The sequence below is a fragment of the Streptomyces sp. NPDC005195 genome (assembly GCF_040608315.1).
Taxonomy (GTDB): Bacteria; Actinomycetota; Actinomycetes; order Streptomycetales; family Streptomycetaceae; genus Streptomyces; species Streptomyces kaempferi.
Genome location: NZ_JBEXHZ010000061.1, coordinates 1 through 26,513, shown reverse-complemented (window position 1 = coordinate 26,513; position 26,513 = coordinate 1). Strand labels below are relative to the sequence as shown.

The following is a 26,513-nucleotide window of genomic DNA, read 5'->3' as shown; positions in this document are numbered from 1 at the left end:
GTGTCCTGCGCACCCTGGCACCGCAGAACTAGGCCGCGAGCGGGCACCCGCACCCCGTCACACACCGCAACTATCACGTTGCCGAGAAGACCTCACTGTACGGAAGGCTGCCCACGCGGCACACAGAGAGACCCTCGCGGCAAAAGGTGCTGCTCTCGAAGCGCGAGGCATGATGCGGGGCGCAAAAGAACGGACCAAGCGATCCACCAAGGGGTGACGCGGTTGTGTCCTCGTGGTGAACAGGCGGCGCCTCGGACAGCGGCTCCGATTTAGCCGATGGACGCCCCCTAATAGGACTCCGTTAGGTCTTTCTTGATCTTGTTGTCGTGTGGGTTCGGGTGGGGAGGGGTTGCTGGCAGCTGGTGCAGATCCCGGTCCAGCACCTCAGGGTGTCTTGGAGAGCGTCGAGGATCTGATAGAGGGTGAGGCTGGTTGCGGTGCTTTTGGGGTCAGGCGCTGTTCGGTGAGGAAGGCGTGGGCGGCGGTCACGAGGGTGACGTGGTGGTGCCAGCCGGGCCAGGAACGGCCTTCGAAGTGGTCCAGGCCCAGGCCGTGTTTGAGCTCTCGGTAGTCGTGCTCGATGCGCCGGCGGACCTTGGCCAGGCGGACCAGCTCGACGATCGGGGTGTCGGGCGGGAGGTTGGACAGCCAGTATTCGCTGGGAGCTTCGGCGCCGACGGGCCATTCGGCCAGGAGCCAGCAGTCGGGCAGGACCCCGTCCCACCAGCCCTGCTCGGCCGAGGCCGCTGCTTTGATCGGTCGTTCGACGGCTTTGCCGGCCGGACGCACGCGCACAGTCGCGAAACGGGAACGCAACTCGCCTTTCGAGCCCTGCCGCCATGTGAGCGGGGTGAAGGCTTCCGGTCCGAGGTCTGTGGCAAGGACTGCCACTGACGGTGCCCTCTGGCGGTAACGCGGCTGGGGCCAACAGCCCACATCTCCTTTGCGGTCCGGAGCCATGGGCTGTGCGTCGAAGGGGTGGGCGCTCACGTCCGACCGGATGGACAGGACATAGGTGAGTCCTCGCGCCGTCAGGCCGGCCCGCAGGTGTGCGTTGGTGCCGTAGGCGGCGTCGGCCACCACCGCCGGCGGTGTCATCCCCCAGTCCGCGAGGCTGTCGAGCATGTCGAGTGCCAGCCGCCATTTCTCCCGGTGTGTGACCTCAGCCGGAATCAGGGTCCTGGTGCGGCGGTGGCTGTCGGTGGCCCACTCCTCGGGCAGGAACAGCCTCCACTGCAGGGGGCACGAGGCAGTGTCACTGGCAGCGTGGACACTGACGGCGACCTGGCAGTTCGCCCGTTTGCCCAGGGCGCCGCAGTACTGCGGCGCGACACCGGCCGACATCCGGCCGTCCTTCGGCATCGACACATCGTCGATCACCCAGGCCACCGGATCGACCAGCGGCAGCAGACGTTCATTGATCCGCCGTTGCACGGGCACCGGATCCCAGGTCGACTGGTTCACGAACTGCTGCAGGTTCTGCTCATTGCCGTCCGGCAGTCGCGCAGCCATCGCCTGGATCGACTTGCGGCGCCCGTCCAGCATGAGTCCCCGCAGATAGCAGTCGCCCTTGGTCCGCTGGTCCTTCCGCGGCACCGAAGCAAACACATCGGCCACGAACAACGCCAACGTCGCCCGAACACGCCTCACTTCATGTAAGTCCACCACCCCAACATGCTCTTGATCAGCGCAAACCGATAGACCTAACGGAGTCCTACTAAGGGCTGTCCCGTAAATGATCTTCAAGGTGTCTCGGGCACGGTTGGCCGTTGCACGGCCTGCTGGTCTATCCGGCGAGGGCGAGGTTGTGCATCCGGGCGATGCCGAGAATGGCGTGGTGGACGCGGTCGCCCTTGAGGCGGCAGTCGCGGAGGATCTTCCAGGTCTTCATGCGGGCGAAGACGTGCTCGACCCGGGCCCGGACCTGCTTGTGGGACTTGTTGTGTTCCTCCTTCCAGTCCGGCAGTTCAGTCTGGCCGCGCTGCCGGCGGTGCGGGATGACGAGTCCGGTGCCCGGGTATCCGCCGTCGGCGATCGTGATGGTGTTGCCGACGGCGGCCTTGGCACCCGACCCTCTCACGCCTTGCAGTCGTTGCGGTTCCCGGCCAGCGGCCGGCCGACCACGACGACCAGGCGGGTGTTGTCCTGTGTCATCGAACTTTGAGTGCGTGCCACCGAACCTTGAGCGGTAGTGCTGAGTGGCACTGACCATCGCTCAGGACAGCACGCGATAGGTCACATGCGTGACCGAGTCCGTTGCTCGCGACTCCACCTGTTCAAGATTCAGTGATGGCACGCCGTCGAACAGCCGCGTGCCGGCGCCGAGCGTGAACGGCACGATGTGTAGCCGCAGCTCGTCGATCAAGCCTGCGGCGAGGTACTGGTTGATGGTGGTCGCACCCCCGTGGATCGACACGTGGCGGCTTCCTGCCGCCTCGCGAGCCTGCCGCAGCGCCGATTCAATGCCGTCAGTGACGAAGCGGAAAGTGGTGCCGCCGTCCATCGGTTGTGGGTCGCGCGGGTGGTGGGTTAGCACGAAGACCGGTGCGTGATAGGGCGGATTGTCGCCCCACCATCCCTTCCACTGTCGATCCCATGCTCCGCGTACGGGGCCGAACATGTTGCGCCCAATGATGAAGGCGCCGACCATCGTCAGCCGATCGAGCTCAGCCTGCCGCTGCTCCGGGGTTTCGAACATCCAGGCGTGCAGTCTGTCGCCCCAGCCATCGCCGGCGTCGTCGCCGAACGGGCGCTGCTCGGCCTGGTTGAGTCCGGCCGAGTACCCGTCGACGGAGATCGAGAGGTCGCAGGTCACCTTGCCCAAATATTCGGTCACTGTGCCGTCCTCCTGGTGGCGACCTTCCGTCGCCTACGCGATGAGTCGTCTGATCCGTTCATTACTGGGGTGGACCGTTCCAGGCCCGCAAACTCATCGCCCGGCCGTACCGCCTTCCCGGCGCCACGCGGCTGCCTTGCGATCTTTGACGCCGTCCTCAAACTTCGACGACACGAAATCGCGTCCGTCAAGGTTCGATGGCACGCGATCAAGGTTCGGTGGCACTGGACAGGTGTCGGCGTCGATGACGACCTGGTGGTTGGTGGAGTACCGATAGTTCTTCGACCGCTCGGCGATGGTGTGGTCCCGGGTGGGGACCAGGGTGCCGTCCATGATGAGCACGGTGTCCTTGGCGAACCGCTTGCGAGGCTGGAGCGCGAGCATCGGCCCGAGATGGTCGATGATCCGGTCCGCCGCCGACTTCGACACCCCGAACAGCGGAGCGAGCTGCCGCATGGTCAGGTTCGTGCGCCAGTAGGCCGCAACCAGCAGGGCCCGGTCCTCCAGCGGAAGACTCCACGGTCGGCCCCTGCGGACCGCGTCCGCCCCTTCGCACCGCAGCACCGTCACCAGCTTCCCGAACTGCCGCGGGCTGAGCCCGGTGAACGGGGTTATCCAGGACGGCTCCGACGCCGTGATCACACCAGCCACACCAAGATCATCACATCAGGGTCAGACGGAGGTCCCCAGCCCAGCTCTCGCAGCGGACGCGACCTCGGGGGAATGAGAGCTCCAGGGCAACGCGTCCGGTGTTCGGTTCGTGCTCTTCCCGCACCGCCAGAATGCTTTCCCCGATGTGATCTGCGAACGGTGTCTCGTTGCCGATCGCTCCCACAGTGACGCGTCCCGAGTCGCCCATGTCGTAGCCGGTGTGGGGCTCCGACTCCTCGACGATCAGACACCCGTCCGATCCAGTCGTGACGTGAAAGGTTGCACCCCGGTCATCGATCAGCCACACGTCCAGCGGCCCCGCGAGATCACCGCCGCCACACACGTGCCGCGAAGCGACGACCTCCACGAGCCGGCGCCCAACGAGACTCTCGGCAGCCGCCCCACCGCCGTGAAGCGGGCACCCGTTCGGCTTCTCAGACTCCATCGGCCGACAGTACCGCCAGCCGACCTACCAGCTCACAGCCATATACGGGACAGCCCTTAGCCACGGGCCCGGAGTTGCGCGGAGCGTCGCGCTCAGAAAAAAAGGGGGGCGGCTTCGTACCTCTGCCACCGACCCTAGAGCGCGAGCTTCGAGATGTGATTCAGCGAGGCGGCCGGGGAAAGCGGCTCCGCAGGGACCCGATCGCCCTGTGTACCTAGTGCCTCGCGACCTACGCGACGATGGGCTTCGCTTCGAAACGGAGACCAGTTCCGTTTCCGCCGCGTCGTTCGGCGATCAGGGATCCGAGTCGCCTCGTCCTGGTCACGTAGGCCTCACAGCACCCGGCGACTCGGACTACCCAAGCACGAGCGGAGCCGCGCCTCAGTTGTTTCATAAACCGTAGGCGTTTGCGGCGGAATATTTACGGGGACCCGGAGTTCAAGGGCCCAAGTTCCCCCATCGGAGGAAAAAATGATCGTCCTCGGAGTTATTCTGCTCATCGTGGGGCTTCTGGCAGGCATCGGAATCCTCTGGACCATCGGGGTCATCCTGGTGATCATCGGAGTGGTGCTGTGGATTCTGGGTGCCGTCGGGCACGCGGTGGGCGGTCGACGGCACTATTGGTGACTTCCTGGAAAGATCTGAGAGGCGCCGTGCCGCTTTTCCGGTCGCGTCTACGACCTCGTCGCGGCGCCCCGTCCCCTGCGCTGGGCTTTACTGCATCGACGCCTTCTTCCTCGGAGGTGATCAGCTGACGCCCGGGGCTCAACTCTTGTCCAAGGGCTCATAGCTCAGGGGTAGGCCCTGGCTCACCGGGCGTCAGCTGATCACCGATCCACCAGCATCGCCTCCCACTAGGAGACGTGGAACTTCCGGCCGATCAGCCTGGCCACCCCGGGCGGCGGTCGATACCTGGTCCTCCACCATGCGCGGCCGGCGCTTCATCGAGGTACGCGGCCAGTTTCTCCAGGCAGCGCGGGGACAGCCGGCATCGCGATCCGCCCGGGACACGAGAGGCCAGAGTCTGCACGCCACCGTTCCCCATAGTTGGTGCCACCAGTAAGCCGACGCCAGGCTCACCCGCAGACGCCGTGCCACGTCCGGCTTGATGTTCTGCTCGAACAGGCCGGCCGCCTGTATCCGAATCGCCTCCCGGCGCCGACGTCCCGCAGGGGTCAGCCCACCCCCATCCGCATACCTCATACACCACGAAATGCGGACCACGTGTCTGAACATTAGGAACTTCGAGAAAGATCACCCTAAGGGGCCGAAGTCAGTATCTTCGCGGCAGCAAAGTCCCGAGTGGCCCCAGGTCAAGATTGAGATCCTCCGGTCGCAACCCGTGTTGTTCGCACAGTTCGGTCATCCGCTGATCGAGCAGCATCAGGGTGGTTCCGATCTCATCAACCTGAGTGTCACTGAGGTCGCCTTGCTCGACACGGCGGATCGCCTGTCGTTCCATCAACTGCCTGAGAAGTTCAACCACTGTGAGTACGAGGGAGACCAGGTCACGTCCCATCTTGTCCGAGTCAAGGTCGAGGCGCGATTCGGTCACAGTGGGCCTCCGTCACCCCAGGGCGCCGGAACGCGTTCGTTGACCGATGACAACAGGGCGTGAAGCGACAACCGAACCAGCGGGACGTCAGCGATGGCGATGACAAGATCGCCACTGATGACCACTCCGGTGGCCAGTACGCGGTCCAGCAGGTCGACAAGAGGCACTCCGATGGGGCCGCTCAGTGGTCCGGGGCTGTCCCAAGGCACCATCTCGTGTGTCATGGTCTTACACCTCGCCGACGAAGGAATAGGGCACCCACGGCCCTGACAGCTCGATCTGCAGGCCGGTCCGTTCACGCAACGACAGTGTCAGCCCGGCAAGTTCCTCGGCACGATGATCAGCTACCAGATAGGTCGCGTTGAGGATCTGGGTCCGAGGGTCTCCCGAGAGCTGAGCCCCATGCGGGCGCAACCTACGGGAGGCGGCGGCGAGAAGACCCACTTCGGAATCCACTGACTCGGCGCCCTGCAGCGCTTCCTGCAGCTTCCGTTCGCGACGCTCCTGTACTCCCCGTTTGCGGTCCAGGTAGGCGAGGCCGGCTCCTGGTGCCGGGCGGTGCCGGCCGCTCGGCGCGGCGCTGTGGATCGATTCGTCCGGCGGGCTCGATGGCGCGTACACTTTTACGCCCCATTCGGCATGGTGCGCGATGCGCTCGAGCGCGGCGTGGAAGCGGTCTGCCTCCTTGGTGAGCGCGTCCCGCGCCCTCTGCTCACCGTGGTACACCGTGGCCATCGGCACAGGAACGGTAGGGCAGCAGGCCGCGGCCGCGGTGACGACATTGTGGTGGGCCCGTGCGTAACGTTCCACTTCCCGCTGGTCGGACAGGCGAGCCTGCCAGGCCTCGTCGGTGAAGTCGCCGGCTCGGACGGTCTGGACGATCGCCGTCAGTCTCTCCAGCGGCAGTATGCTCACGGGCGCCTGGTCGGTGACACCTGGCAGCCCGAGGAAGGCTGAAGGATCCGGTTTCCAGCACACAGCGAACACGTAGGTGGCGTTGGCGTCCGAACGCTCAGACCCGCGCTCCGTCATATTCCTCGGTTCTCCTTGGTCCTCGCTGGTTGGGGTGGAAGGGTCGGTGCGGGATCACTACTCGGGCAGTTCATCCGTCGTCTTGGTTTCGAGCTCCTTCAGACGCTCCCGCAACGCACGGTTCTCGTCCCGCAGAGCGCTGCGCGAAGCGCGTGAGCTGAGTGCCGGGTCGTTCTCCCACCAGTCGATCCCGGCTTTCTTCGCGGTATCCACGGAGGCCACGAACAGGCGGATTCTGATGGTGAGGAGTTCGATGTCGAGGAGGTCGACCTTGATGTCCCCGGCGATCACGATCCCCTTGTCGAGGACGCGTTCGAGAATGTCCGCCAGATTGGTGGTCTGAGGGCCGGAGACGGGAGGGGAACTCTGCCTGAAGTCGACGTCAGTCACGGCGCCGCCTCTGCCGTGGTTTCCTGGACGCGCCCTCGTCCTCCTCGGCGTCCTCCGCTTGGTCCTCGTCCTCGTCCTCGTCCTCGTATCCGTCTTCGGCCTCCTCGTCCTCCGCTCCCTCCTCCTCCTCGTTCTCGGGCTCGTCCTCGTCCTCGTAGGCGCCTTCGGCTTCGTCCTCGTACGCGGAGTCGGCGCCTTCCTCGGCACCTTCTTCTTCGTCACCCTCGGGTTCCTCGTTCTCGGACTCCTCCTGCTCGGCCTCTTCCTCCTCGACGGCGTCCTCGTGCGACACGACGACTTCGCCGTCACGGATTTCGCCGCGCCAGCCTTCGGGCTCCTCGTTGGTGAGCGTGACGTATCGCTGGAAGTTCTTGAAGTCCAGTCGCATACGGCGCCCTTGGGCCCGCCACAGGTTGCCGGTCTTCTCGAAGAACCCTGATGGGTAGTACTCCACGACCAGCACGATGCGTGTCAGGGTGGGGGCCAGTTCATGGAAGCTGACCGCGCCACGAGTGGTGCCCTTGGCTCCCTCGGAGGTCCAGACGATGCGGTCGTCGGGAATCTGTTCCTGAACAGTCGCCTTGAAACTGCGCGAGGAGGGGCCGACCTTGACCTTCCAGTCGCTCCCGACCTCATCACTCTTCGAGACGTCGCGAACACCCTTCGCGAAGCTGCTGAAGTGATCGTACTGAGTCCAGTAGTCGTAGGCGTCACGCAGGGGCACTCCCACATCGAGGACCTCGATGATGTTCATGACCTTGCCCCCGCTTGACTTACGTTTCCCCTTTCCCCCGCCGAAGGCTTCCTTCACCTTCCCCACGACGTTATCCTTGACGCCCTTGGCCTTTTCCGAGACGAATGCCTTCAGCGGAGAGTCGCCTTGCAGAATGCGAGATCCGATGGCGGGAAGCGAGCCGGACTCGGCTGACTCGGAAAGCTGACCGGTGACGTCCGTCAGTTTTTCGCCGGCCTTCTCAGCAAGGTGTTCCACCTGTGCGGAGAGGAACTTGGTCAGCTCTCCGCGGAGCTGGTCCACACCCGAAGGTTCCTCTGCGGGTTGATCTTTCTCCGTCTTGGCCATGACTGCCTACCTCCGACGATCGGCGCGCTTGGATGCTGCTCGCTTCGATGGCGTCGTCTTCCTGGCTGCGGTCTTCTTGGCGGGCGCGGACTTCTTCGCCGCCGTCTTCTTGGCCGGAGCGGACTTCTTGGCCGGCGCGGACTTCTTCGCCGCCGTCTTCTTGGCCGGAGCGGACTTCTTGGCCGGCGCGGACTTCTTCGCCGCCGTCTTCTTCACCGGAGCGGACTTCTTCGGCGCAGGCTTGGCCGATCGGCTCCTCTCCGCGCGGGCGGGAGCGGCCTTCTTGGGAGTCGCTGGTGCGGAGGTCCTGCGGGATCGCCGCGGGCTGGGGCGCCGCCGCTGAGGTCGCGCCTCTTCAGGTTCTTCTTCCGGCTCCTCTTCCTCTTCCTCTTCCTCTTCTCCCTCTTCTTCGTACTCGGCCTCCGGCTGTTCTTCCTCCTCCCCTTCGTCCTCTTCCTCGCCGTCTTCGTACTCGGCCTCCGGCTCGTCCTCTTCCTCGTACTCCGCGTCTTCCTCTTCCGGCTCGTACTCCTCCTCGTCCTCCTCGTCCTCACCCGCGATCTCGCCGAGCCGGGCCGTGCGGTCGCTGATGGCGCCCGCGAGCGTGCTCATCCCCCGGTCGGCGGCAGCAGCCACAGCCTTGCGTCCCGCTTCGAGCACTTCTCCGCGCAGTTGCTCCTGCAGTTCGGCGAACTGGGGGATCTCCCCCAGCCTCCGCATCCCCTCGGCTGCGAGCTGGCGAGGTTCGAGCCCGAATCGTCGGCCCGCCAGATAGGTCGCAATGGACAGAGCAAGGCGGCCCTTCTTCGTTCGCCCCAACACATAGCCGCCCACTACAGCAGCCGCGAGCGTCACTTTTTCCTTCTCATCCATGAGCGTGTCCCCTTCGATCATGCGGTGCGGGAGCGACCCGTGTGGCATATAGCCGATCGAGCAGTCGTTCCTCTTCTCGTTCGAACTCCTCCAAGCTGATGTCGCCGTCTTCGAACTCCCGATTCAGCAGGGCCAACTGAGCACGGAGCACCCCGGGGTCGTGCAACTCACGCTCGGCCGCGTCGTTGAGCTTTTCTGCCACCCAGACGACGCCGCGGACCGGGGCGATGGGGAGAGTGAGAATGCCGGTGATCAGCCCCATGTCAGACTCCGACGGTCCGAGCACGGATGTTTTCAACGGAGACGAAGCTGTAGCAGGGCAGCGGGCCCGCGAGACGCAGCTCAACGCGTTCGCGGCGGGATTCGGCGAGATTCTCCGCCGCGCTGATGAAGTCGTCGCTGTCAGCGCGACCGACGAGGAACGACACGTTGAGAACGCACCCTTGGACGTCCGGCCCCGGGGCCATGGCGCGTGCCCTGGGCGTGAGTTCGCGCAGTACTCGCCGACCAGCTTCGGCAGCTCTGCTCTCCAGTGCGGTCGCGACGGCTTCGCCCAGTCGGACGTTGGCTTCGTATCCTGGTCTTCGACGCGCCTCGTCCCGCAGTCGCCGGACGTTCTTGTCCTCCGCGATGAGGCTACCCAGCGCGTTCTGTGCCGGGAGTGCCTTGACGTTGACCTCCACGCCGTCGGCGAGATGTTCCAGTACGACCATGTGGTCCGCCTCTTGAGCTGCCAGCTGACCGCGCACCGTCTCCTCGTCTGGCGCCACCATCCCAAATCGCATCGGCAGGACCGGACCTTGGCCCGAAAGGCGCAGCAGAAGCTCCTGGTGAGCCAGAAGATCGCGTCGCCTGGCGCGAAGGTTCGGAGGGGCGTCACTGACCACGGCAGCGATCCCGCCTTGCCGGATCACGCGCAGGTGGGCGGCAGGACTTCCCACACCGCTCGCGTCCGTCGGCAGCACTCTTCCGGCCCGGGTGATCGCGTACACGTACACGCCATCGCCTGTCATGGCTCAGGCCCCCACCGGTCGTCGACTTGAACCGCCGCGGGCAGGAGCACGCCGCTTTCTCGGCCGCTCCTGCTGCTCTTCCTCGTCCTCGTCGTTCTCGTCGGAGTCGTCACCGCGGCCTCCGACTGCCTTGCGTACGGTGTCACCCACGCTCTCGGCGGCCTTGCGGACCTTGCGTTTGCCGATGGACTTGGCGGCGCTGCCGCTGAGCAGCTCGGGGACGGTGGTGCTGCCGGAGTCCCGTTCCAGGTCGAGCCGGTTGCAGGCTTCAGCGAACCGCAGATAGGTGTCTACACTCGCGATGACGATGCGCGCGTCGATCTTGAGGATCTCGATACCGACCAGGGAGACCCGGACGAAGACGTCGATCACCATGCCCCGGTCGAGAATGAGTTCCAGCACGTCGTACAACGTGCCAGCGCGCGGTGGGCACGCCACTACCTCGTCGGAGTAGGTGGTCGCAGGCATGGGGTGTCCTTCCGGTTGTCGGCAGACCTGGGTCACTCATCGGCGGATCCACGCCGATATCGACGGACCCTGCTGTACTCCAAGAGTTCGCCGTCCTGGTCGAGCTGCACCTCGTACGAGGCGAGAAGGCTCGTCGTGTCCGGAATCCGGGGCAGCTCAAGGACGTCCACGACGACACACCAGCCGTCATCGACACGCTTCACTGCCGACACACCCTCCGTGGGATGGCCGATCAGCCCTTCCAGGCTCTGGCAGGCAGCCTTCGCTGCTTGGCCTGCACCCCTCACAGGGGGTGGGCGGCGAGCGGCTGTCGTCGAGGCTTTCCCGGCGCGCGGCCGACGTTCTTCTGCCATGTGTACAAGTCTGGCCAAAATCGGGCATCGTGCACGTTGAGCAGAGCAGACGATGATCTCGAGGGTGAGACACGGGATCAGTGAGGCGTTGCTCGACCGGCCCCCGCCAAGCTCCACTCGTTCGAGAAAGGCCGCGGGACCTTTTCCAGAGCTCTGGTGCGCAGAGCCGCCGGATGGCAGAGGCGCGGCCGCTATCGCGATTCGACGGCTGGCAAAGTCGCTATAGGGCACGGCCCCCGCTCGGTCCGTTGCGGACGTTCGGCTACACGGATGTGTGGTGGGCGTCGATCACCACGATGTCGACGGCTGTCACCGCCATGCCCAGGGTCTGGCCGGAGGTGTCCACCACGGAGCGGCGCACCAGTCCGGCCGTCTCAGGCAATGGTCGATCCAGACCAACGGTCACAGTCATGCTCACGTGCACGCCGGTGGACAGATCGGCGCGAGCCAGGCGGCAGCTGGCGGTGGTGACGCCGGGAACCTCGTCCGCTGCGCGCCTCAATGCGGCGGACGCGGCGCGCTCGGTGATTTGCAGCGTGCACGTGGGGTCGTTAAGGGGCAGCAGCGGCCCCAGCCGCGTCTCGTGACGGACGCTGGACGTCACGAGATCGATGAGGCGCTGCGTGTTGGGCGGTTCCCGATCCCGCAGGGCCCTCGTCGCGCTGTCCATTGCCGGGTCGGCGACGGTTTCGCACCCGTGGGGGCCGCCGGCCAGGCTGGTGCCGCATCCCTGTTGGTACTTGCGTGTCTCGTCGCGGGACGAACTGTCGGACGTCTTGCGGAAGCCGTTGGGGGGTGGAGGCTGAGTGCGGTGGTCGTCTAGCGCCACGAGGCCATCATCTCCTTCAGGGACCGCCGAGCCCGATACAGCCTTCCGCGGACCGTCTGTTCGCTGGTTCCGGTCACTTGTGCGATCTGTTCGTAGGACAGTCCTTGCAGTTCCCGCAGGATCCAGCAGACCCTCTGACGGGGTTCGAGGTCGCCGAGTGCCTCTGCCAGAGCGTTGGCAAGGGCGTCCTCCTCAGCCGCCTGGGCGGGCGAACAGTCCGCGCGGGCAGTGGGTTCGGCCACTGCATTCAACGATACCGGCACGGGTCGACGGCGCAGCGAATTCAGACAGCGGTTGACGGTGATGCGGTATATCCAGGTGCTGAATGCACAGGCGTGGCGGAATTCAGGGAGGCGCCTCCAAGCACTGATGAATGCGTCCTGGACCGCGTCCTCGGCGTCCTGGAGATTGCCCAGCGTATGGAGGGCCAGCGCGAGCAGCGGACGGCTGTGGCGCCGCATCAGGATGCTGAAGGCTTCCTCGTCGCCCTCACCAGCGCGTGTCGCCAGCAACTCGTCCGGCGCGGTGAGCAGTCCGCCGGTCGCTCCGGAGGCAGGAGTTTGGAGAGTGGGGACGCCACGGGCAGCTCGGCGCGGGGAAGGGCTGGTGCTGTGTGGCACGCCGATACCTCCTCCCTGCTCTGCTACGTGTGCCCGGCCTGGGAGAGGCGATGCTGCTTCAAGGTGATATGTGAGGATTTGCTACTCACGTGTGTCCAACCTTGTGACGGACACCCGTGCCGGGTGCCCGCATCGACTGAGCGAGGTGACTGTCATGTCAGACAGCCCCGACCGACCCTCCTCCGGAACTGCGACCATGCTGAAGGGGCCGACCGGCGCCGGCACCTCACCCGAAACTCGGGGCCAGACCACCATCGCCGACGGCGTCGTGGCCAAGATCGCGGGGATGGCCGCCCGTGAGGTGCCCGGTATCCACAGCCTCGGAGCGGGAATGACCCGTGCCCTCGGAGCCGTCCGTGAGCGCGTCCCCGGTGGAGGGAGCGGTGGTGTCAGCCGCGGGGTGAAGGTCGAGGTGGGTGAGCGCCAGGCAGCCGTGGACATCGATGTCGTCGTCGACTACGGCTTCCCCATCGTCGAGGTCGCAGCGGAGGTACGCGTCAACGTCATCGGCGCAGTGGAACGCATGACGGGCCTTGAGGTGGTGGAGGTGAACCTCGTCGTCGACGACGTGAACCTGCCCGACGAAGACGACGCAGAGCCGAGCGAGGGCCGTGTCCAATGACCTCCGGCAGCGGGGCGGTCTCGCCAAAGGCGGCCGAACACCCTCAAAGGACAGGTGAGCAAGCGATGAATACAGCAACTGTGGGGCTGGCAGCCGGAATGGCACTGGGATTCGCAGGATATTTCGGCGGCTTTTGGGCCTTCCTTCTCGTGGCGGTCCTGGGCGCGGCGGGCCTGGTCCTCGGTCTCGTCCTACAGGGCGACGCCGATATATTCACCCGGCGGCAACGGTGAGCACCGCCCCCCATACCGACGAACTTTCCGAGCACCAGGGCGCCGGGGATGCGAACATGCCACCCGGCCCCACGCCGCCTGCGAAACGGGGCGCGACGGTGATACCTGACCGCGTCGTAGCCCTCATCGCCGCAAGAGCGGCCGGCACGGCCCTCCACCAGATCACCGGTCCACGACACTCCCTCGCAGAGCTCGCCGCCCCCAGTGCCCGTGCGACTACGCACGACGGGACGGCGCGGCTGACGCTGTCCGTGGATCTCCCCTACCCCACAGACATCACCGGCACCTGTCGGCAGCTGCAACGCGAAATCAGCGAACAGGTGGCTCACCTGACGGGGCTGGACATCAGCGAGGTGATGCTGACGGTACGGCGCCTGGTGCTCTCGGACCGGTCAGCCCGTGTCCTCTGATCCACCAGCCCACCTGCTCGTACTCGGCACTGGCCTTGAACCTCAAACCCGCAAACCACCACCTACTGACGGCGGAGGGCGGACACCATGACAGTCTCACAGCGGACCGCCTCGACTGAGCAGACAGCAGGAATGGGGCGGCCCGGCAACCGTGGCCGCTCAACGCAACCTCTGGCGCGCGACGGTCAGGGGGCGAGATCACCCCGCCTGTGGTCCGCCCGCCGCATCCCGAGCGCCTTGGTCGCGCTCGTTGCGTTCTGCGCCATCGGAGCGCTGCTCTACGACGTGATCGCGGTGCGCGCCGGACACCCGGCCGGAACTTGGCGCACCCGCATCACCGACGAGATGACCACCCGCCCAGTGGACGACCCCTGGCTGCTGGCCACGGGTGCCGTCGCTGTCGTCCTCGGCCTGTGGCTGCTCATCCTCGCCCTTACGCCCGGCCTGCGCAGGCTCCTGCCCTTGCGGGCACCTGAGGGTTCCACAGAGACAGGAGCCTGGCTGGATCGCAAGGGCGCGGCCATGGTGCTGCGCGATGCCGCGATGCGGGTCCCCGGCATCAGCAGTGCCCGGGTTCGGGTCCGACGCCGCCGTGTCGTCACCCGCGCCGAGGTTGGATTCCGGGACATCGCGACCGTCCGCGACGACCTCTCCCGAGCCCTGCTGCAGCAGTGTCGCCAGCTCGCCCTGGCGCACACCCCACGACTGGCGATCCGACTGCGCCACCACACACGCTGACACTGTCCCCTGGAGCGAACGATGAACGGTCGATCCACACTCAACCGTCTCCTTCTGGCGTTGTGCGGCCTGGTGTTGCTGGGAGGGGGCCTGCTGATCCTCGCTGCCGGGTTCGACCTCTACCACCACCTTCGTGTCGTTCCGCCTGACGGGTGGCCCGTGGCCGCGCCCCGCGACGTCCTCCTCAGCAATGCCGACCGCGTGCGCTGGAGCGACCAGGGCTGGTGGTGGTGGGCCGCCGCCATCGCCGTTCTGGTTCTGGCAGCAGCACTGGCCCTTACCTGGCTGCTCACGCAGCTGCGCCACCGGCCCGGCGCGGTGCACCTCGGTGGGACACCTCCGGCCGAAAGCGTCGAACTACGGGGGCGCGCCCTCGGTGACGTCGTGGCCTCGGAAGCCCGTAAGCTGCCCGACGTCGAGCAGGCCAGCGCCCACCTCACCGGACGGGCGGCGGGGCCCCAGCTCCACGTGGACCTCACGCTGACGGATCATGGTCTTCCCGCGCCCGTCCTCCAGTCACTGTGCGTTGGTCCCGTGGCGCATGCCCGCGAGTCGACCGGGCTGACCCACCTCCCTGCCCGCGCACACCTGCACGTGGCCAGGCACAAGGCTCGCCGCGCCGAATAGAGCGGCGCTGCCGGATGCGATCCCCGTTGCGGGCTACCTACTGGCTGGTTGGGCGCCTGCCCCCACGTCCCCGAGCCGAGTGTCTGAGGACGGACCAACCGCGGTAGGGATCGCGCGTGCAGACCTTTCTCCCGTATCCCGACTTCATGCAGTCCGCCGCGGTGCTGGACCAGGCACATCTGGGCAAACAGAGAGTCGAGGCCCTCCAGGTGCTGCGCGGCCTGACCGTGCCCGACTACGGATGGCGGCACCATCCCGCGGTACGCATGTGGACCGGCTACGAGGAGGCCCTGGTCCGCTACGGCCTGGACGTGTGCGCCATGTGGACGGCGGAAGCGCGCGCCGACACGTGTGCCTCCACCCTCACCGCCGACTTCGCCCGGTACCGTCCCGGTGCCACCGTACGGGTCCAGGAACAGCTCGCCGCCGACGACGAGCTTCCGCCCTGGCTGGGAGACCCCGCGTTCCACCGCAGCCACCAGTCGGCACTGGTGCGCAAGGCACCGGTGATCTACATCCCGTTCTTCCCGGACGTTCCCGACGATCTGCCGTACGTCTGGCCGACGTCCGACCGAGCCACTTCGTAGGACCTGGCCCAACACACAGGCGTGGGATGCCACATCCCGGGTGGCCCGAAGCCGTCTGCCCATGACCGATGTCGGGCCGCTGGGCCTCAGCCCCACCTAACCGGTAGTGCGAACCGGCGGCCGGCACCGAAATCACTCCTTGTTCACGGTCCGCGCCTCGCCGAGGACCTCTACGTACACGCGCGATTCCCCGCAGCGGAGACAAAGTCGTACAAGGCAGATGAAGGCGTAACCTGAGGTAAGCCAAGGTGAAAGAGGGAATCCTTTCCGAGCAAGACAGGGCGTGAGTACTGTGGCTGCGAATCAGAAAGCCCAGGCCAAGGGCGAGCGGGCCAAGGGCAAGGTCAAGAAGGTCGTCGGCGACGCGGTGGGCAATGAGTCCCTGGCGGCCAAGGGGCGCACCCAAGAGTCCAAGGGCGACTTGCGCGCGGCGAAGGAGAAGGCCAAGGACGCAATACGACCGAAGTAAGTGTGCACACCGCTTCGAGCCCCGGCAGGACCATCACCGACTGCCGGGGTCCATACTGCCTGATAAGCGCCGTGCGTCGACGCACCGAATCTGTGCGGAACAGACCAAGCGTCCTCTGTGATGCGTGCCCCGGGATCAGTCCTCCCCGACTGCCCGTTGACACCCGCTCTGTCGCCCCCACGCTCCAGGCACGCGTGCCGCGATCGGCAGACCCAAGGGCCGACAAGCCACTCGACCATGTCACGGGACCACGCGGTGGAGAGACCGTCCGACGGCGGCCGATCCCTCGCAACCGCCTGTGGGCTGCGGGGGGCGCCGTACGTCATGTGTGAATGCCGCGGAGCGGGGGACTTCGTCGAGTAGGACCGGGACGGCGACGCTTCCCGCGAGTACCCGGCCCGGCCCAGGTCCTCTGGTTCAGCCACGTGCCGGGGGACCGCCCGCATCAAGAGCGGCACGAGTGATTTTCTCACTCTTGGCTGGCGATACGGCTGGTGGCGGCCAGGCGTTCGAGGAGGTCGGCAGGTTCTCGGTAGACCGCGCGCCGACTGTCTCCAGTTCCGCGCCCGAGATCCCGCCGAACAGCGCACCGCTTCAGGGGCTCTCGCTTCTCGTACGGCGGTTCTGTGTGCTTTCGCCGCCGAGATCCGCCACGAAATAATCTTCCGTCCACGTGGTGCAAGGCGCGGCAGCGCTCCATATATATCGTGATCCGCATGGCTCCCCGCCTGTCGGGGCTCTGAACGCCCCACGCTCCCGTTCAGAGTCCCGACCCGTAGCGCGGCTCGTAGCGTCCCTATGCGCCTTTCCCCCTCATCAACTTGCTGCCGGAGAAATCCCCTACGCCACCGCGGTCGGGCTGGCGTCAGCCCTTGTTCCGGCAGCAAGTCCCGGGATGCTTGATCTTCGCGTCCGGCACATCCGTCACGACACCATCCGCGGTCCCCCGTATACGGCCGCCTTCATGAGATAGCCAACTCATTCTCGGCAGCTCAGGAGTTTTCCAACCACCAGTCGGCGCATCATCCGACTCACGGAACTCGCGAATTCCACGTAATACCCTTTGCCGGCCGTGACGGTGAAGAAGAATTCGACATGCACTCCTAAAATGACTAGGAATGGGTGCATGCGATTCCCTTTTTAAATGTATCCGCAAATTCGCTCAAGCCGTTGAACTTGCGCCCATCGTCATCGTAGTGGGCACTGAGGTGGCTCTTCTGCGGTCAGCGCGGTATTGCGCGCCCACCCCCTGCGCTATCGGCTCGGTGGGATGGTGCCAGCGGCGATCGGCGCCGCCGCTGCGCGCTCTCGAAGCTAAGGCCGCTGCTGACAGCTCGCGTCTGGTCATCGACACCCGTACCGATACGGCCATCGTCACGGCGTTCACCGCCGCTGCTTGAGAGCCCCTGCTTCCACCATGTCGTGCTGTGGATGCTCTCCGAGCTCAGGGGTCTCGACCCCTGGCCGCCAGCGTGCATCGCTGCCACCTTGCACACGGCCCTCGGCCGCGCTCGGCGGTTCCGCGCCTCATCCGCTTTTTTCCGTTGTTAGGGCCTACCGAATGCCGTGCATACGTGTGATCCCCTGACTTCTCCTGCCCCCGTGCACCCACGGTCTCCGATGGACGTTTCGACAGCTTCGCGAGCAGCTGAGACCGAGTGGTGTTCTTCGAGCTACTACTCGAGTTCAGCAGGTTGCACGGCTCGGTCCTGCAAAGGTACGCCCACGGGACGCTCTAGCCTTCGGCGGGCCGGGGCCGATGAGCGGTCCGATGCCGTGCGCCAGACAGGTTGAGCCCGGCGGCCGGACGTGCTGCCCGACATTTGTCCGAGGCATCAACACGATGTGCGCGATCTGCACCGTCGGAGTGATATCGATGACTTGCCCGTGCCGCGCGGACGTAATCTGCGTTCTGATCGTGACATTGAGATCGGTGGTGTGCAGCCGGCGATTGTGCCTCTAGCGCGGTAAGGTGCTCGATGAACACCCGGATTCCAAACTGTGCGTCGCTGCACGATCAACTCGTGGACCTGATTACCGCCATGTGCGTGCAATGGAACGCAGTCGACCTGTCAGACCTCATTGGCGCTGGCGGCGAAGTCGGTACACAGCGGCTAACCGGATCGGATTGGTCAGCCCCGTCCTGCAGTACCGCCACAGAGCAAAAACCACGGAATTCATAAACGCGTGCCAGGTCCTCCCGGCGCTGCTCATCTGCTGCGTCAGGGCACCTGGAGAACCATGACGGGCAGCACGTCCTTTCCGACGTTTTTCGTTGCTCATAGGCCTGATGCCCGGTCGCGGGTGTCATTGGGCCTCGGGAGCGGTAGGCGGCATTTGTGCGCTGCTGTCCACGGTGCTCTGCGCATAGGAACGACTTCGCGAGAGGGGGTGAACACGAGCGTGGTAGGCGTCGCCACCGTGAGCCTTTTCCAACCTCAGGTTGAGGCATGGTGAAGGACGTCGATGGCCTTCACCATGTCGGTGATCCGGTTGGTGCTGCAGCGGAGTTTCCGCAGGATGCGCCAGCCCTTCAGGGTGGCCATGGCCTGTTCGCCGAGGCAGCGGATTTTGGCGTGGGTGCTGTTGTGCCGTCGCTTCATCGCTGTGCCGACGGCCACGGAAGGGCACCCGGACCGGTCGGCCGGCACCCTGGTACGCCTTGTCCGCCCAGCACTTCACGTCCGCATCTGCGAGCGCATCGATGATGCCGTGAGTCCGTGCGGCAGTCAGGTCGTGTGGCGGCGGCGCCTATGCGTTCGCCTGCGAACCGTGTGGCCGCGCGAAGTTCCTGTGGCAGTGCTGAGGCGGTCCCAACACACGCGCCCTTGAAGCGCGGGATCAATCAGTTCTGCTCGCGCATCATGCGCCGGAGACTGGTGCGGGCGGCGGCGAGGTCCTCCTCAAGCCCGGTGACTCGCTGCTGGAGCTCAGTGTTTTTCGCGGTGGCCTGTCGTTCCGCCGTGAACAGCCGCAGGTTCTCCTCGGTCAGCTCGTTGATGCGGGCGACCAGGTCGTGGTTGCCGAGCTGTTCGACCTGCTGCCCGAGGTGAACACGCGCTTGCTGCCGCAGCCGATCGTTCTCGGCCCGGAGCCGTTTGCTCTCTTGTCGGGCGAGGAGCAGGTCGGTCTGCTCGCTGACGGTGGAGACGTTCCGTCCGCCTTGCTTGTCCTGGTGGCCCTGCGCGGCCTGGCGAACTCGTACCTGGTCGATGCGTTCGCGCAGGCCGGGGGCATAGACGAGCCAGCTGGAGACGCCGGCCTCGCGGGCGACCATGGCAAAGGTGATGCGCCGGTTGTCGCGGAGCATGTCCTGGACGACCTTAAGGACGCGTCCCCGCTTGTCGGCGCTGTCCCGCTGACGTGCGGCTTTGAGGACCTCAGCAGGTGTCCGGGAAGGCTTCTGCGCCGACTCCTATTACGGTCACGTACACGCCAACAGGCCGCACGCCGCAAACAGGAGCGAGCCGGTCAGGAGCGCGAATTTCATGTCCGGCCCGTGACGAGGCGGCTGATCAGACTGTTGGACACGACAGCGCAGACCGTCTCCCACCGGTGCGCGAGCCGGGTCCCGGGTCGGGGCCGACCCCCGGGACCCGGCTCATAGGCTCGGGCCAGTACGGCGATGGCCGCTGGCCGCGGCCGGCTCCAGCAGGGTGCGTCCTGAGCGCCCTGAACAACTGGGAACACCACCGGGCGCCCGCTTGGTTCAGCGCGCGCACGGAGGACCGCAACCCGACGCGCGACAGGAATGGCCCCCGGAATCCTGGCTCCCGAACCGTTGCTCCCCTCGCGAATGGCGGATCATCCACATGCGCTTCGTCGACCAACTCACCCAGGCCCAAATCGGCGAACGCCTCGGCGTCTCCCAGATGCACGTCTCCCGCCTCCTGGGCCGCACCCTCACCAAAGGCCGCGAGCATGTTCACCACCAACTGAGCTGAGTAGACAACGAAACGAGTTCGGCGGTGTGCCCCACCTACGAGGTAGGGCCCCACCGCCGAACTCATGTCAGACGTCAGTGTTCTGCAATGCCACGTCGTGTTGCTGACGACTGTGCGATCTTGGCGAGCGGGGTATCCCGGTCAGTACGCGGCCAGGGAGATGGCGACGTAGTGCGCCGCGAAGGCAGCGACCGTCAGCGCGTGGAAGACCTCGTGGAAACCGAACCAGCGGGGTGAGGGATCGGGGCGCTTGAGGGCGTAGACGACCGCGCCCGCGCTGTAGAGGAGGCCGCCGGCCACAATCAGGGCGAGTACGGCCACTCCGCCGGCGTGCAGGAAGTCGGAAAGGTACCTCACCGGCGCCCAGCCCAGGGCCAGATAGCACGGGGTGTACAACCAGCGCGGGGCTCCGACCCAGAACACCCGGAACGCGATGCCGGCCAACGCGCCTGCCCACACGATCCACAACAGCACGGACCGCTGGCCCGGCCGGAGCAGGAGCACGGCCAGCGGGGTGCAGGTGCCGGCGATGATCAGGAAGATGTTGGCGTGGTCGAGGCGTCGCAGGAGAGCCTCGCCGAGTGGCCCCCAGGTGCCGCGGTGGTAGACGGCGCTCGTTGCGAACAGCATCCAGGCGGTGACCGAGTACACGGCGCAGGCCACAGCGGGGTGCGGCTCAGGCAGATGAGCACGACGCCCGCGATCAATGAGGCGGGGACCATGGCGGCATGGAGCCAGCCACGCAGCCTCGGCTTGACCGGTTCGAGCAGCTCGGCCGCCCGATCCACCAGAGCAGCGACCGGGTGTGCGTGCTCCCCGGCTTCGTCCTGCGCTGATCCCACGGCCGGCCTTTCTTCACGACGTTCCCGATGCCGTGTGGCGTCGTGAACGTATGCGGCTTCAGCGGCGTCGCGAGGCAGCTCCAGCCTGCCTTTTCGAGCTGGTCGTCGTGCGCCAGAAGGCACTGTGTTGCCCGAGGCAAGGAGATCTTGATCAGCACGCTGCGCAGATTGGCCAGTAGGCGGGGGTTTGCAGGGCGAAAGCGCCGACTTCTGAGCTGAGCGATATCAGCAGGCTGTGCCCGACACCCGGTGCATGTAGCGCCTTGCGAACTCCGCGCCTCGGCCGCGTGGCGCTCGATTGACCCAAGTGGTACCGAGGCTGTGCAGCATTCGGCTAGAGAAGCCACCCATTCGAACTGCACTGCTCGAGCAGTCGGTGTGCTTTTCATGAGCCGGGGTACACAGCGCCGGGGTGGGCGAACGCTCCCCCGACGTCGGGTTTAAGGAGAAGCTGGTGGACGGGATCGTACTGCTCAAGGAAGACCACAAGACGGTCGAGAAGCTGTTCAAGCAGTTCGAAAAAGCCGGAGACGAGGCTCGCGCTGAGAAGCGCGAGATCGCCGACCAGGTGATCGAAGAGCTTACGACCCACACCTGGATCGAGGAGAAAATCTTCTATCCTGCAGCGCGAGAGGCCGCACCGGACACCAAGGATCACGTCCTGGAAAGCGTCGAGGAGCACCACGTCGTGCTGTGGATGCTCTCCGAACTGAAGGACCTCGACCCCGCCGACGAGCGGTTCGACGCCAAGATGACCGTCCTCATCGAGAACGTACGCCATCACGTGGAGGAGGAGGAAAAGGAGTGGTTTCCCGAGGTTCGCAAGGCCATGGGCCGCAACCGCCTCACGGATCTGGGGGAACAGATGGAGAAAGCGAAGAAGACTGCCCCAGGGGACCCCTTGGTCGTACCCAGCGCCGAAAACTAGTTCCACCGGCGCCGCCGGAGGGAGCTCCGCTCACGTGGACCGCGCGGAGGGCGGCTGCACTGGCCGTCGGTTCTCGCTGATCGCGACGGTCCTGCTTCAGGATGCTAGGACTGCTCGGCTCCCGACAGGGCTGTCCCAGTTCGCTGGTGCGGCAGTAACTGCTCGCGGCGGCGGCCGTGCACCTTCATGCCCCGGTGTCGTCTCGTTCTCCTTCGTCTCTGGGCAGCCGTTCCGGGTACTCGGATCGTCTTCCACAAGCGAGGTGATGAAGGTGACATCGACTGTCCGCCCGTCGAAACTCGTCGGGCTCTCCGCATTGGTCACGGGTGGGTCGCGCGGGCTGGGGCTGCTGCTGGCCGCGCGGCTGCCAGGTGACGATGGCGGCGCGGGACGCGGACGAACTGCATCGCGGCGCCGCGTGGGTCGAGGAACGGACCGGGGCATCGGTCTCCACCATCGTGTGTGATGTGCGGGACCAGGCTGCGGTGGACTCTGCGGTCCGGGAGGCCGCAGGCGCTTTGGACGCTCTGGATATCGTCATCGCGAACGCGGGCGTTATCCGGGTGGCTCCGGTGGCGTCTCTCGACGCCGGAGCCTTCGAGGACGCGATGGTCGCTATCTTCGGCGGCGCGGTGAACACTGCGATGGCCTCGCTCCCCCACCTGCGGCGCAGCGAGGCCGGAGGTCGGCTGTGTCTCATCAGCTCAGTCGGAGGCCTGCTGGCCGTTCCTCACCTGCTGCCCTACTCGTGCGCAAAAGCTGCTGTGGGGACATTGGGCGAGGGACTGCGGGCCGAGCTGGCCGGGGACAATCTCAGCGTGACCACGTTCCATCCCGGGCTGATGCGTACGGGATCCCACGTGCAGGCCGAGTTCGGCGGCCAGCCATCCAAGGAGTTCGCCTGGTTTTCCGCTCTCGCGGGGGCGCCCGTCGTCTCCATGGACGCCGAACGCGCGGCTGAGCGTATTGTCCGTGCGCTGGAGCGGCGGCGGACCCGTCTGGTCCTCACGCCCGCAGCGCGCGCCGCCGGCCTCGCACATGGCGTAGCGCCACGCACGGTCATTCGGCTCAGCGGGTTGGCCGCTCGCCTCCTTCCCCAGGCTCCTTCCGCAGCCGCCGACGGTACAGCGGCCGACCCCCTTGAAGAGGGCCACAGCATCAACCGGAGTGCCCCGACGTGGACGGAGAGGGTTCGCCGGTGGGGCAGTGGGCTCAACGACCGGGCAGTTCAGCGCTATAACCAGCGGGTACCTGGTCCGCCAACGGGGGCGTGACCGGGCGCCTACGGGTGAAGAGGCTCAGCCGCGCTTCGGGTTCTTCCTCACCACGGCAGGCTGGGCACTTCTGGTTTTCACGGGCTCACCGTGCGGGTTTCCTGCCTCTTCCCCCGAGGCCTTGTGACCGGGGCTCTTATCGGGTGTGTACTTGGGCACTCGGGTTGTCCTGTTGGCTAGCGCGGTTTTGCTATCAGTAGCGTCTGCCGAGGCCTCAGCCCAACGAGCCCACGATCCACAGAACGGCTCCCATGACGCCGGTGGTCACACCATGCTGACTCCACGGAAATGATGCAGCCCATGACGAGCAGCGCGCCGAGGACAATCATCAATTTCCCGAATTTCACTTGTCGGCCCTTCCCGACCAGGGAAGGCGCTGCGTCACCTGTGCTCAGGCTGTCACGCAATTGCCGGGGCCACTGCCTCAAAATGGCACACAGGTGAGAGACGCAGGATCCCGTACGCTGCGAGGCTGGCCTACCTCATTGCCGCTTCGTTCGGAGCTCTAGGTCGACCTCCTTCTCCTGGTCCCCTGACACCGTCCCCTGCTCGTTCACGGCGAACGCAGCGCTCAGGGCGTCACGGAGCCGGTCCACAGCAACGTAGCCTCCTTGCAGCGTGACGGTGAGCGAGTCCTCCAGCGGGGTCGGGCCAGTAGGCACAAAGACGCGGCTCTCCGTCGGCTCGAACTCCGCGGTCCACACCACAGGATTGCCCCCTGGCAGATCCAGGGGCACGTCCCAGGAATCGCCGGCAGGGAAGGCCTTTCCCAAGACCCCGAAGACTGTGGCGGCGTCTTTTTGGGATGCTCCGGTAAGAGACACGGTGACCACTGAAGCCACGCTCCTTTTCTGCTCGAAGAAATTTTCCTCTAGGGTCCGTTCGATCCATGACATTTGAGACCCTGAGGCACGGTTTCTCGCGCCGAGTTTAAGGAAGCCACGTCCGAACTGCTGCCGCTACTGCGGCAGGGCAATCGCGGCGCGGACATCCACTCGTCAACCGCTGGCGAAGTGGCTGGAGGATACTTTTTTCTGGAGGGCGAGGGTGCAGCGCCGGGCATCTTTGCAGGTTCACTGCAGCACCCATTCGGGGACAGGCGCGTCAGCGTTGCCCTGCGCGGTCGCGGCGAGTCAGCCTCCTCTGGAGGCGGGACAGGCCCGCGGTGTACGGGCGGCCCAGAGCGGCGCGTGCGGCGTTGGCCCCGGGCGCGCCGTGAACGCCGCCCCCGGGGTGCGCGGAAGCGGAGGCGAGGAAGAGGCCCGGGATGGGCGTCTCTGGCCGGCCGGTGCCGGGCGTCGGGCGGAGGAGGAGCTGCTGGTGCAGGGCGGTGGTCCCGCCGTTGATGGCGCCGCCGTGAAGGTTGGCGTCCATCCTTTCCAGGGTGGGCGGTGCAAGGATGCGCCGGGCTCGGATGAGGCTGCGGAAACCGGGCGCATATCGCTCGACCTGTGCCTCGATGCGATCCGCCATCGCGCTCTGCTCCCGTGCGTCCCACGAACCGGTCAGCAGGTCGTCTCCGGCGTCACCGCGTACACGGTGCGGTACATGTGTATAGGCCCATGCGGACTCGGTGCCCAGGGGCGACCGGCCTGGGTCGGTGGTGGTCATCTGGCCAAGGAGGGCAAATGGCTGGTCAGGGATTCGGCCCATGGCGATCTGTGCGGCGAAGCGAGTGAGGGCGTCCACGCCTTCAGCGAGGTGGACGGTTCCCGCCTGTGCCGCCTCGGCGCAGGTCCAGGGGACCGGGCCGTTCAGCGCCCAGTCGACCTTGAACGTGGCGAAGTCCCACTGGAAGCGTTTCAGGTCAGCGAGCAGCCGCCCCGGCAGATGCTGTTCGGCGACGAGGGAGCCGTAGAGGGCCGGCGCGGAGACGTCCGCCAGGACCGCCTTGCGGGCCCGGATCGCCTCACCGTCCGCGGTGCGGACGCCGACAGCCCGGCCGCCGCGGACGATGACCTCGGTGACCTGCTCACCGCAACGGACGGCCCCGCCGCGTCGCGCCAGCCGGCGGACGAGGGCGGCGGTGAGCGCGCCGGCGCCGCCGGTGGGGACAGGAAAGCCGTAGGTCTGACCCAGCATGGACATGAGCCAGCCGAAGCCACCGCTGCCTGCGGCCTCCGGTGCGAGGTCCGCGTGCAGGGCATTGCCCGCGAGCAGGAGCCTGCCGCCATCGCCGCGGAACTCCTCCTCCCCCAATCGCCGAACGGGCAGCGCCATCGTCCTGGCCAGCCGCAGGCCGCCCGCCGCACGCAGCTGCAGCGCCAGCCTGGCGCCGGCGCGGAGCGGGGGGAACGGTGTGAACAGGGCGTCTAGGATGCCAGGACGCAGTGTCTCCCAGACCTCCCACAGCTCCTTCCACGCGGCCCCGTCGCCGGGCGCGAACGCTTCCAAAGCCGCGGCCGTCATCCCCACGTCGCGGCTGAGGACAGCACAGCGCCCGTCCAGCAAGGGGTGGGCGAGGACCTGGGGAGCATGGCTCCAGCTCAGTCCCTCCTGGTCCAGGTGCAGGCCGGCAAGGACCGGGGAGGCGGCGGCGAGCGGATAGAAGGCACTGAAGAGATCGCTGGCGAAGTCGGGATCGACCCCTCGGTCGTGCCGGACGGCTCCGCCGGGCTCTGGCTGGGCTTCCAGGACCTCCACGCTCCAGCCTGCATCGGCCAGAAGGTTCGCGGCGACCAACCCGTTGGGGCCCGCCCCGATCACTACAGCGTCCGGCATGACTCACTCCCGGCTCGGTGGGTGCCGTCGCCCCCGGAGCGGCCGTCTCCCAGGGTGCGGCGCCGGTTCAGGTCCTGAGTGGTCGGGGCGGCCCGGAGGCGGTGCGGGCCGGGTTCTCGTCCTGCTCGCACAACCGTGCCAGGCGGCCCAGCATCGCCCGGCTCCGGACGTGCTGCACCACGTCCAGCAGGCCGTTGTGCACAGCCCCACCCACGCCACGCAGCGGGTGTTCGTCGAGGATGATCAACGTGTGCTCGCCCCAGGGCCGCAGCTCCATCGCGATCCTCGCGGTCCCCAGCGGTCCGCTGTCCGCCTCGAGTTCGAGAACAGTGGGGGGTTCGCTGCGGCGCACGACGGTCCGGTTGCGCAGGGCGAGCGGCCCAATCCTGATCTCGTAACGGAGGGCCGAACCCAGCCGGGGCCACTGTCCCTCGTCCGGTTCGGCCCGCGCCGTACCGACGACCCAGTCTCCGTATTGTTCGACGTCGGACAGGACCTCCCAGACTTGCTCGGGAGGCTTTTTGATCAACCGGTGGCGTACGGCCATGTCTGTTCCTCCGCCGTGGGAAGTGTCGGGTCCACTGCGCGTTCCCACGCTAGGCCCGAGTCCACACTCCTGCGCGGGGAAGGGCGTCGGCGGCCTGACGAAGGCGCAGGACGCACTGGTTGAAGGCATCCTGGGTACGGCTGCCAGATTCTGCAAGGGGGATCCATTGTGAATCCCCTGGGCGGCCGTACAACGGTCGTCACGGGCGCTGCCCGCGGTCTCGGGGCCGAAATGGCACTGGCACTCGCACCGTGGGGCTCGGGTGGTGCTCCGGGGGCTGGAGGAGGATGAGCTTGCAAGGACGGCCGGCGGACTGCCACAGGGGGCAGGGTGAACCGTTCCGGGTTCGGTAGAGACTCTAGATTGTGGCTGTGACCTGCTGTTTTTGTGTGTTCTGGTAGTGGGTGGTTTCGTATTCGGCGGGT

Annotated in this window: 27 protein-coding genes and 6 pseudogenes; 11 read left to right on the top strand and 22 right to left on the bottom strand. The window is 66.3% G+C overall.

What is annotated here, in order from left to right:
* Positions 1-384: 384 nt before the first annotated feature.
* The 4 genes and pseudogenes from ABZV34_RS32600 to ABZV34_RS32585 all read right to left on the bottom strand — a co-directional run bounded on the left by ABZV34_RS32600 (position 385) and on the right by ABZV34_RS32585 (position 3,932).
* Positions 385-1,665 (bottom strand): IS701 family transposase, encoded by a 1,281-nt coding sequence (locus tag ABZV34_RS32600; RefSeq protein ID WP_356284710.1) that lies wholly within the window; start codon positions 1,663-1,665, stop codon positions 385-387.
* A gap of 121 nt (positions 1,666-1,786) precedes the next feature.
* Positions 1,787-2,815, bottom strand: a pseudogene (locus ABZV34_RS32595) (dihydrofolate reductase family protein).
* 252 nt (positions 2,816-3,067) lie between these two features.
* Positions 3,068-3,487: pseudogene (locus ABZV34_RS32590) on the bottom strand (transposase family protein); the annotation flags it as partial.
* Between the two features lie 10 nt (positions 3,488-3,497).
* Entirely contained in the window at positions 3,498-3,932 is a 435-nt protein-coding gene (locus ABZV34_RS32585; protein WP_356284702.1) for a hypothetical protein, read from the bottom strand.
* A gap of 471 nt (positions 3,933-4,403) precedes the next feature.
* Between ABZV34_RS32585 and ABZV34_RS32580 the strand changes: the two genes are divergently transcribed.
* Positions 4,404-4,559 carry a DUF6131 family protein gene (locus tag ABZV34_RS32580; protein ID WP_356284699.1) on the top strand — a complete coding sequence of 52 codons (156 nt, stop codon included), beginning with the start codon at positions 4,404-4,406 and terminating at the stop codon, positions 4,557-4,559.
* 646 nt (positions 4,560-5,205) lie between these two features.
* Here ABZV34_RS32580 and ABZV34_RS32575 read toward each other — a convergent pair.
* From ABZV34_RS32575 to ABZV34_RS32520, 12 genes are all read right to left on the bottom strand, one after another.
* A complete protein-coding gene (locus ABZV34_RS32575) occupies positions 5,206-5,487 on the bottom strand; it encodes a gas vesicle protein K (RefSeq protein ID WP_356284696.1) in 282 nt (93 codons plus the stop codon).
* Positions 5,484-5,711 (bottom strand): gas vesicle protein, encoded by a 228-nt coding sequence (locus ABZV34_RS32570; protein ID WP_356284693.1) that lies wholly within the window; start codon positions 5,709-5,711, stop codon positions 5,484-5,486. The genes ABZV34_RS32575 and ABZV34_RS32570 overlap by 4 nt, the downstream gene beginning before the upstream one ends.
* A 4-nt stretch (positions 5,712-5,715) precedes the next feature.
* Complete coding sequence (locus tag ABZV34_RS32565; RefSeq protein ID WP_356284690.1) at positions 5,716-6,519, bottom strand: GvpL/GvpF family gas vesicle protein; 804 nt, start codon at positions 6,517-6,519, stop codon at positions 5,716-5,718.
* A gap of 57 nt (positions 6,520-6,576) precedes the next feature.
* On the bottom strand, positions 6,577-6,909 hold the full coding sequence (gvpJ, locus tag ABZV34_RS32560) for a gas vesicle protein GvpJ (RefSeq protein ID WP_356284687.1): 333 nt from the start codon (positions 6,907-6,909) through the stop codon (positions 6,577-6,579).
* Entirely contained in the window at positions 6,902-7,990 is a 1,089-nt protein-coding gene (locus ABZV34_RS32555) for an SRPBCC family protein (RefSeq protein ID WP_356284684.1), read from the bottom strand. Before ABZV34_RS32555 ends, gvpJ (ABZV34_RS32560) begins: the two co-directional genes overlap by 8 nt.
* A gap of 6 nt (positions 7,991-7,996) precedes the next feature.
* Positions 7,997-8,863 (bottom strand): histone protein, encoded by an 867-nt coding sequence (locus ABZV34_RS32550; protein WP_356284681.1) that lies wholly within the window; start codon positions 8,861-8,863, stop codon positions 7,997-7,999.
* Entirely contained in the window at positions 8,856-9,125 is a 270-nt protein-coding gene (locus ABZV34_RS32545) for a gas vesicle protein GvpG (RefSeq protein ID WP_356284678.1), read from the bottom strand. Before ABZV34_RS32545 ends, ABZV34_RS32550 begins: the two co-directional genes overlap by 8 nt.
* A gap of 1 nt (position 9,126) precedes the next feature.
* Positions 9,127-9,876: a GvpL/GvpF family gas vesicle protein gene (locus ABZV34_RS32540; protein WP_356284675.1), complete on the bottom strand. Its 750-nt coding sequence runs from the start codon at positions 9,874-9,876 to the stop codon at positions 9,127-9,129.
* A 3-nt stretch (positions 9,877-9,879) separates the two neighbouring features.
* Positions 9,880-10,344: a gas vesicle protein GvpJ gene (gene gvpJ, locus ABZV34_RS32535; RefSeq protein WP_356284672.1), complete on the bottom strand. Its 465-nt coding sequence runs from the start codon at positions 10,342-10,344 to the stop codon at positions 9,880-9,882.
* 32 nt (positions 10,345-10,376) lie between these two features.
* Entirely contained in the window at positions 10,377-10,697 is a 321-nt protein-coding gene (locus tag ABZV34_RS32530; RefSeq protein WP_356284669.1) for a gas vesicle protein, read from the bottom strand.
* 262 nt (positions 10,698-10,959) lie between these two features.
* On the bottom strand, positions 10,960-11,526 hold the full coding sequence (locus ABZV34_RS32525) for an Asp23/Gls24 family envelope stress response protein (protein ID WP_356284666.1): 567 nt from the start codon (positions 11,524-11,526) through the stop codon (positions 10,960-10,962).
* Positions 11,517-12,059 carry a sigma-70 family RNA polymerase sigma factor gene (locus tag ABZV34_RS32520; RefSeq protein WP_356284707.1) on the bottom strand — a complete coding sequence of 181 codons (543 nt, stop codon included), beginning with the start codon at positions 12,057-12,059 and terminating at the stop codon, positions 11,517-11,519. The genes ABZV34_RS32525 and ABZV34_RS32520 overlap by 10 nt, the downstream gene beginning before the upstream one ends.
* Before the next feature lie 241 nt (positions 12,060-12,300).
* On the opposite strand from ABZV34_RS32520, the gene ABZV34_RS32515 reads away from it, so the two are divergent.
* The 7 genes from ABZV34_RS32515 to ABZV34_RS32485 all read left to right on the top strand — a co-directional run bounded on the left by ABZV34_RS32515 (position 12,301) and on the right by ABZV34_RS32485 (position 15,832).
* Positions 12,301-12,768, top strand: coding sequence for an Asp23/Gls24 family envelope stress response protein (locus ABZV34_RS32515; protein ID WP_356284663.1), 468 nt, complete (start codon positions 12,301-12,303; stop codon positions 12,766-12,768).
* 65 nt (positions 12,769-12,833) lie between these two features.
* Entirely contained in the window at positions 12,834-13,001 is a 168-nt protein-coding gene (locus tag ABZV34_RS32510; RefSeq protein ID WP_356284660.1) for a hypothetical protein, read from the top strand.
* A gap of 98 nt (positions 13,002-13,099) precedes the next feature.
* On the top strand, positions 13,100-13,411 hold the full coding sequence (locus tag ABZV34_RS32505; protein ID WP_356284657.1) for a hypothetical protein: 312 nt from the start codon (positions 13,100-13,102) through the stop codon (positions 13,409-13,411).
* Positions 13,412-13,648: 237 nt separating this feature from the next.
* A complete protein-coding gene (locus tag ABZV34_RS32500; protein ID WP_356284654.1) occupies positions 13,649-14,149 on the top strand; it encodes a DUF6286 domain-containing protein in 501 nt (166 codons plus the stop codon).
* 21 nt (positions 14,150-14,170) lie between these two features.
* Complete coding sequence (locus tag ABZV34_RS32495) at positions 14,171-14,776, top strand: alkaline shock response membrane anchor protein AmaP (protein WP_356284651.1); 606 nt, start codon at positions 14,171-14,173, stop codon at positions 14,774-14,776.
* Between the two features lie 116 nt (positions 14,777-14,892).
* Positions 14,893-15,363, top strand: coding sequence for an MSMEG_6728 family protein (locus ABZV34_RS32490; protein ID WP_356284649.1), 471 nt, complete (start codon positions 14,893-14,895; stop codon positions 15,361-15,363).
* A gap of 292 nt (positions 15,364-15,655) precedes the next feature.
* On the top strand, positions 15,656-15,832 hold the full coding sequence (locus tag ABZV34_RS32485) for a CsbD family protein (protein WP_356284646.1): 177 nt from the start codon (positions 15,656-15,658) through the stop codon (positions 15,830-15,832).
* Positions 15,833-18,270: 2,438 nt separating this feature from the next.
* On the opposite strand, the pseudogene ABZV34_RS32480 reads toward ABZV34_RS32485, so the two are convergent.
* Both ABZV34_RS32480 and ABZV34_RS32475 read right to left on the bottom strand, forming a co-directional pair.
* Positions 18,271-18,571: pseudogene (locus tag ABZV34_RS32480) on the bottom strand (transposase family protein); the annotation flags it as partial.
* A gap of 106 nt (positions 18,572-18,677) precedes the next feature.
* A pseudogene (locus tag ABZV34_RS32475) lies at positions 18,678-19,196 on the bottom strand (DUF6262 family protein); the annotation flags it as partial.
* Positions 19,197-19,623: 427 nt separating this feature from the next.
* On the opposite strand from ABZV34_RS32475, the pseudogene ABZV34_RS32470 reads away from it, so the two are divergent.
* Positions 19,624-19,776: pseudogene (locus tag ABZV34_RS32470) on the top strand (sigma factor-like helix-turn-helix DNA-binding protein); the annotation flags it as partial.
* A gap of 141 nt (positions 19,777-19,917) precedes the next feature.
* Here ABZV34_RS32470 and ABZV34_RS32465 read toward each other — a convergent pair.
* Positions 19,918-20,546, bottom strand: a pseudogene (locus ABZV34_RS32465) (hemolysin III family protein).
* A 526-nt stretch (positions 20,547-21,072) separates the two neighbouring features.
* Here ABZV34_RS32465 and ABZV34_RS32460 point away from each other — a divergent pair.
* On the top strand, positions 21,073-21,546 hold the full coding sequence (locus ABZV34_RS32460; protein ID WP_356284704.1) for a hemerythrin domain-containing protein: 474 nt from the start codon (positions 21,073-21,075) through the stop codon (positions 21,544-21,546).
* A 377-nt stretch (positions 21,547-21,923) separates the two neighbouring features.
* Complete coding sequence (locus ABZV34_RS32455) at positions 21,924-22,820, top strand: SDR family NAD(P)-dependent oxidoreductase (RefSeq protein WP_356284643.1); 897 nt, start codon at positions 21,924-21,926, stop codon at positions 22,818-22,820.
* Positions 22,821-23,302: 482 nt separating this feature from the next.
* Here ABZV34_RS32455 and ABZV34_RS32450 read toward each other — a convergent pair whose 3' ends face one another.
* The 3 genes from ABZV34_RS32450 to ABZV34_RS32440 form a co-directional block, all read right to left on the bottom strand.
* Positions 23,303-23,716, bottom strand: coding sequence for a hypothetical protein (locus tag ABZV34_RS32450; protein ID WP_356284640.1), 414 nt, complete (start codon positions 23,714-23,716; stop codon positions 23,303-23,305).
* Between the two features lie 208 nt (positions 23,717-23,924).
* On the bottom strand, positions 23,925-25,541 hold the full coding sequence (locus tag ABZV34_RS32445; protein WP_356284637.1) for an NAD(P)/FAD-dependent oxidoreductase: 1,617 nt from the start codon (positions 25,539-25,541) through the stop codon (positions 23,925-23,927).
* A 67-nt stretch (positions 25,542-25,608) separates the two neighbouring features.
* Complete coding sequence (locus ABZV34_RS32440) at positions 25,609-26,088, bottom strand: SRPBCC family protein (RefSeq protein ID WP_356284635.1); 480 nt, start codon at positions 26,086-26,088, stop codon at positions 25,609-25,611.
* Between the last annotated feature and the right edge of the window lie 425 nt (positions 26,089-26,513).

Bases quoted from the DNA above. Each gene is read 5' to 3' on its own strand.
- ABZV34_RS32585 (WP_356284702.1), bottom strand. From the start codon at position 3,932: ATGGAGTCTGAGAAGCCGAACGGGTGCCCGCTTCACGGCGGTGGGGCG.
- ABZV34_RS32580 (WP_356284699.1), top strand. From the start codon at position 4,404: ATGATCGTCCTCGGAGTTATTCTGCTCATCGTGGGGCTTCTGGCAGGC.
- ABZV34_RS32570 (WP_356284693.1), bottom strand. From the start codon at position 5,711: ATGACACACGAGATGGTGCCTTGGGACAGCCCCGGACCACTGAGCGGC.
- ABZV34_RS32565 (WP_356284690.1), bottom strand. From the start codon at position 6,519: ATGACGGAGCGCGGGTCTGAGCGTTCGGACGCCAACGCCACCTACGTG.
- ABZV34_RS32555 (WP_356284684.1), bottom strand. From the start codon at position 7,990: ATGGCCAAGACGGAGAAAGATCAACCCGCAGAGGAACCTTCGGGTGTG.
- ABZV34_RS32550 (WP_356284681.1), bottom strand. From the start codon at position 8,863: ATGGATGAGAAGGAAAAAGTGACGCTCGCGGCTGCTGTAGTGGGCGGC.
- ABZV34_RS32545 (WP_356284678.1), bottom strand. From the start codon at position 9,125: ATGGGGCTGATCACCGGCATTCTCACTCTCCCCATCGCCCCGGTCCGC.
- ABZV34_RS32540 (WP_356284675.1), bottom strand. From the start codon at position 9,876: ATGACAGGCGATGGCGTGTACGTGTACGCGATCACCCGGGCCGGAAGA.
- gvpJ (WP_356284672.1), bottom strand. From the start codon at position 10,344: ATGCCTGCGACCACCTACTCCGACGAGGTAGTGGCGTGCCCACCGCGC.
- ABZV34_RS32530 (WP_356284669.1), bottom strand. From the start codon at position 10,697: ATGGCAGAAGAACGTCGGCCGCGCGCCGGGAAAGCCTCGACGACAGCC.
- ABZV34_RS32515 (WP_356284663.1), top strand. From the start codon at position 12,301: ATGTCAGACAGCCCCGACCGACCCTCCTCCGGAACTGCGACCATGCTG.
- ABZV34_RS32510 (WP_356284660.1), top strand. From the start codon at position 12,834: ATGAATACAGCAACTGTGGGGCTGGCAGCCGGAATGGCACTGGGATTC.
- ABZV34_RS32495 (WP_356284651.1), top strand. From the start codon at position 14,171: ATGAACGGTCGATCCACACTCAACCGTCTCCTTCTGGCGTTGTGCGGC.
- ABZV34_RS32455 (WP_356284643.1), top strand. From the start codon at position 21,924: ATGGCGGCGCGGGACGCGGACGAACTGCATCGCGGCGCCGCGTGGGTC.
- ABZV34_RS32450 (WP_356284640.1), bottom strand. From the start codon at position 23,716: ATGTCATGGATCGAACGGACCCTAGAGGAAAATTTCTTCGAGCAGAAA.
- ABZV34_RS32445 (WP_356284637.1), bottom strand. From the start codon at position 25,541: ATGCCGGACGCTGTAGTGATCGGGGCGGGCCCCAACGGGTTGGTCGCC.
- ABZV34_RS32440 (WP_356284635.1), bottom strand. From the start codon at position 26,088: ATGGCCGTACGCCACCGGTTGATCAAAAAGCCTCCCGAGCAAGTCTGG.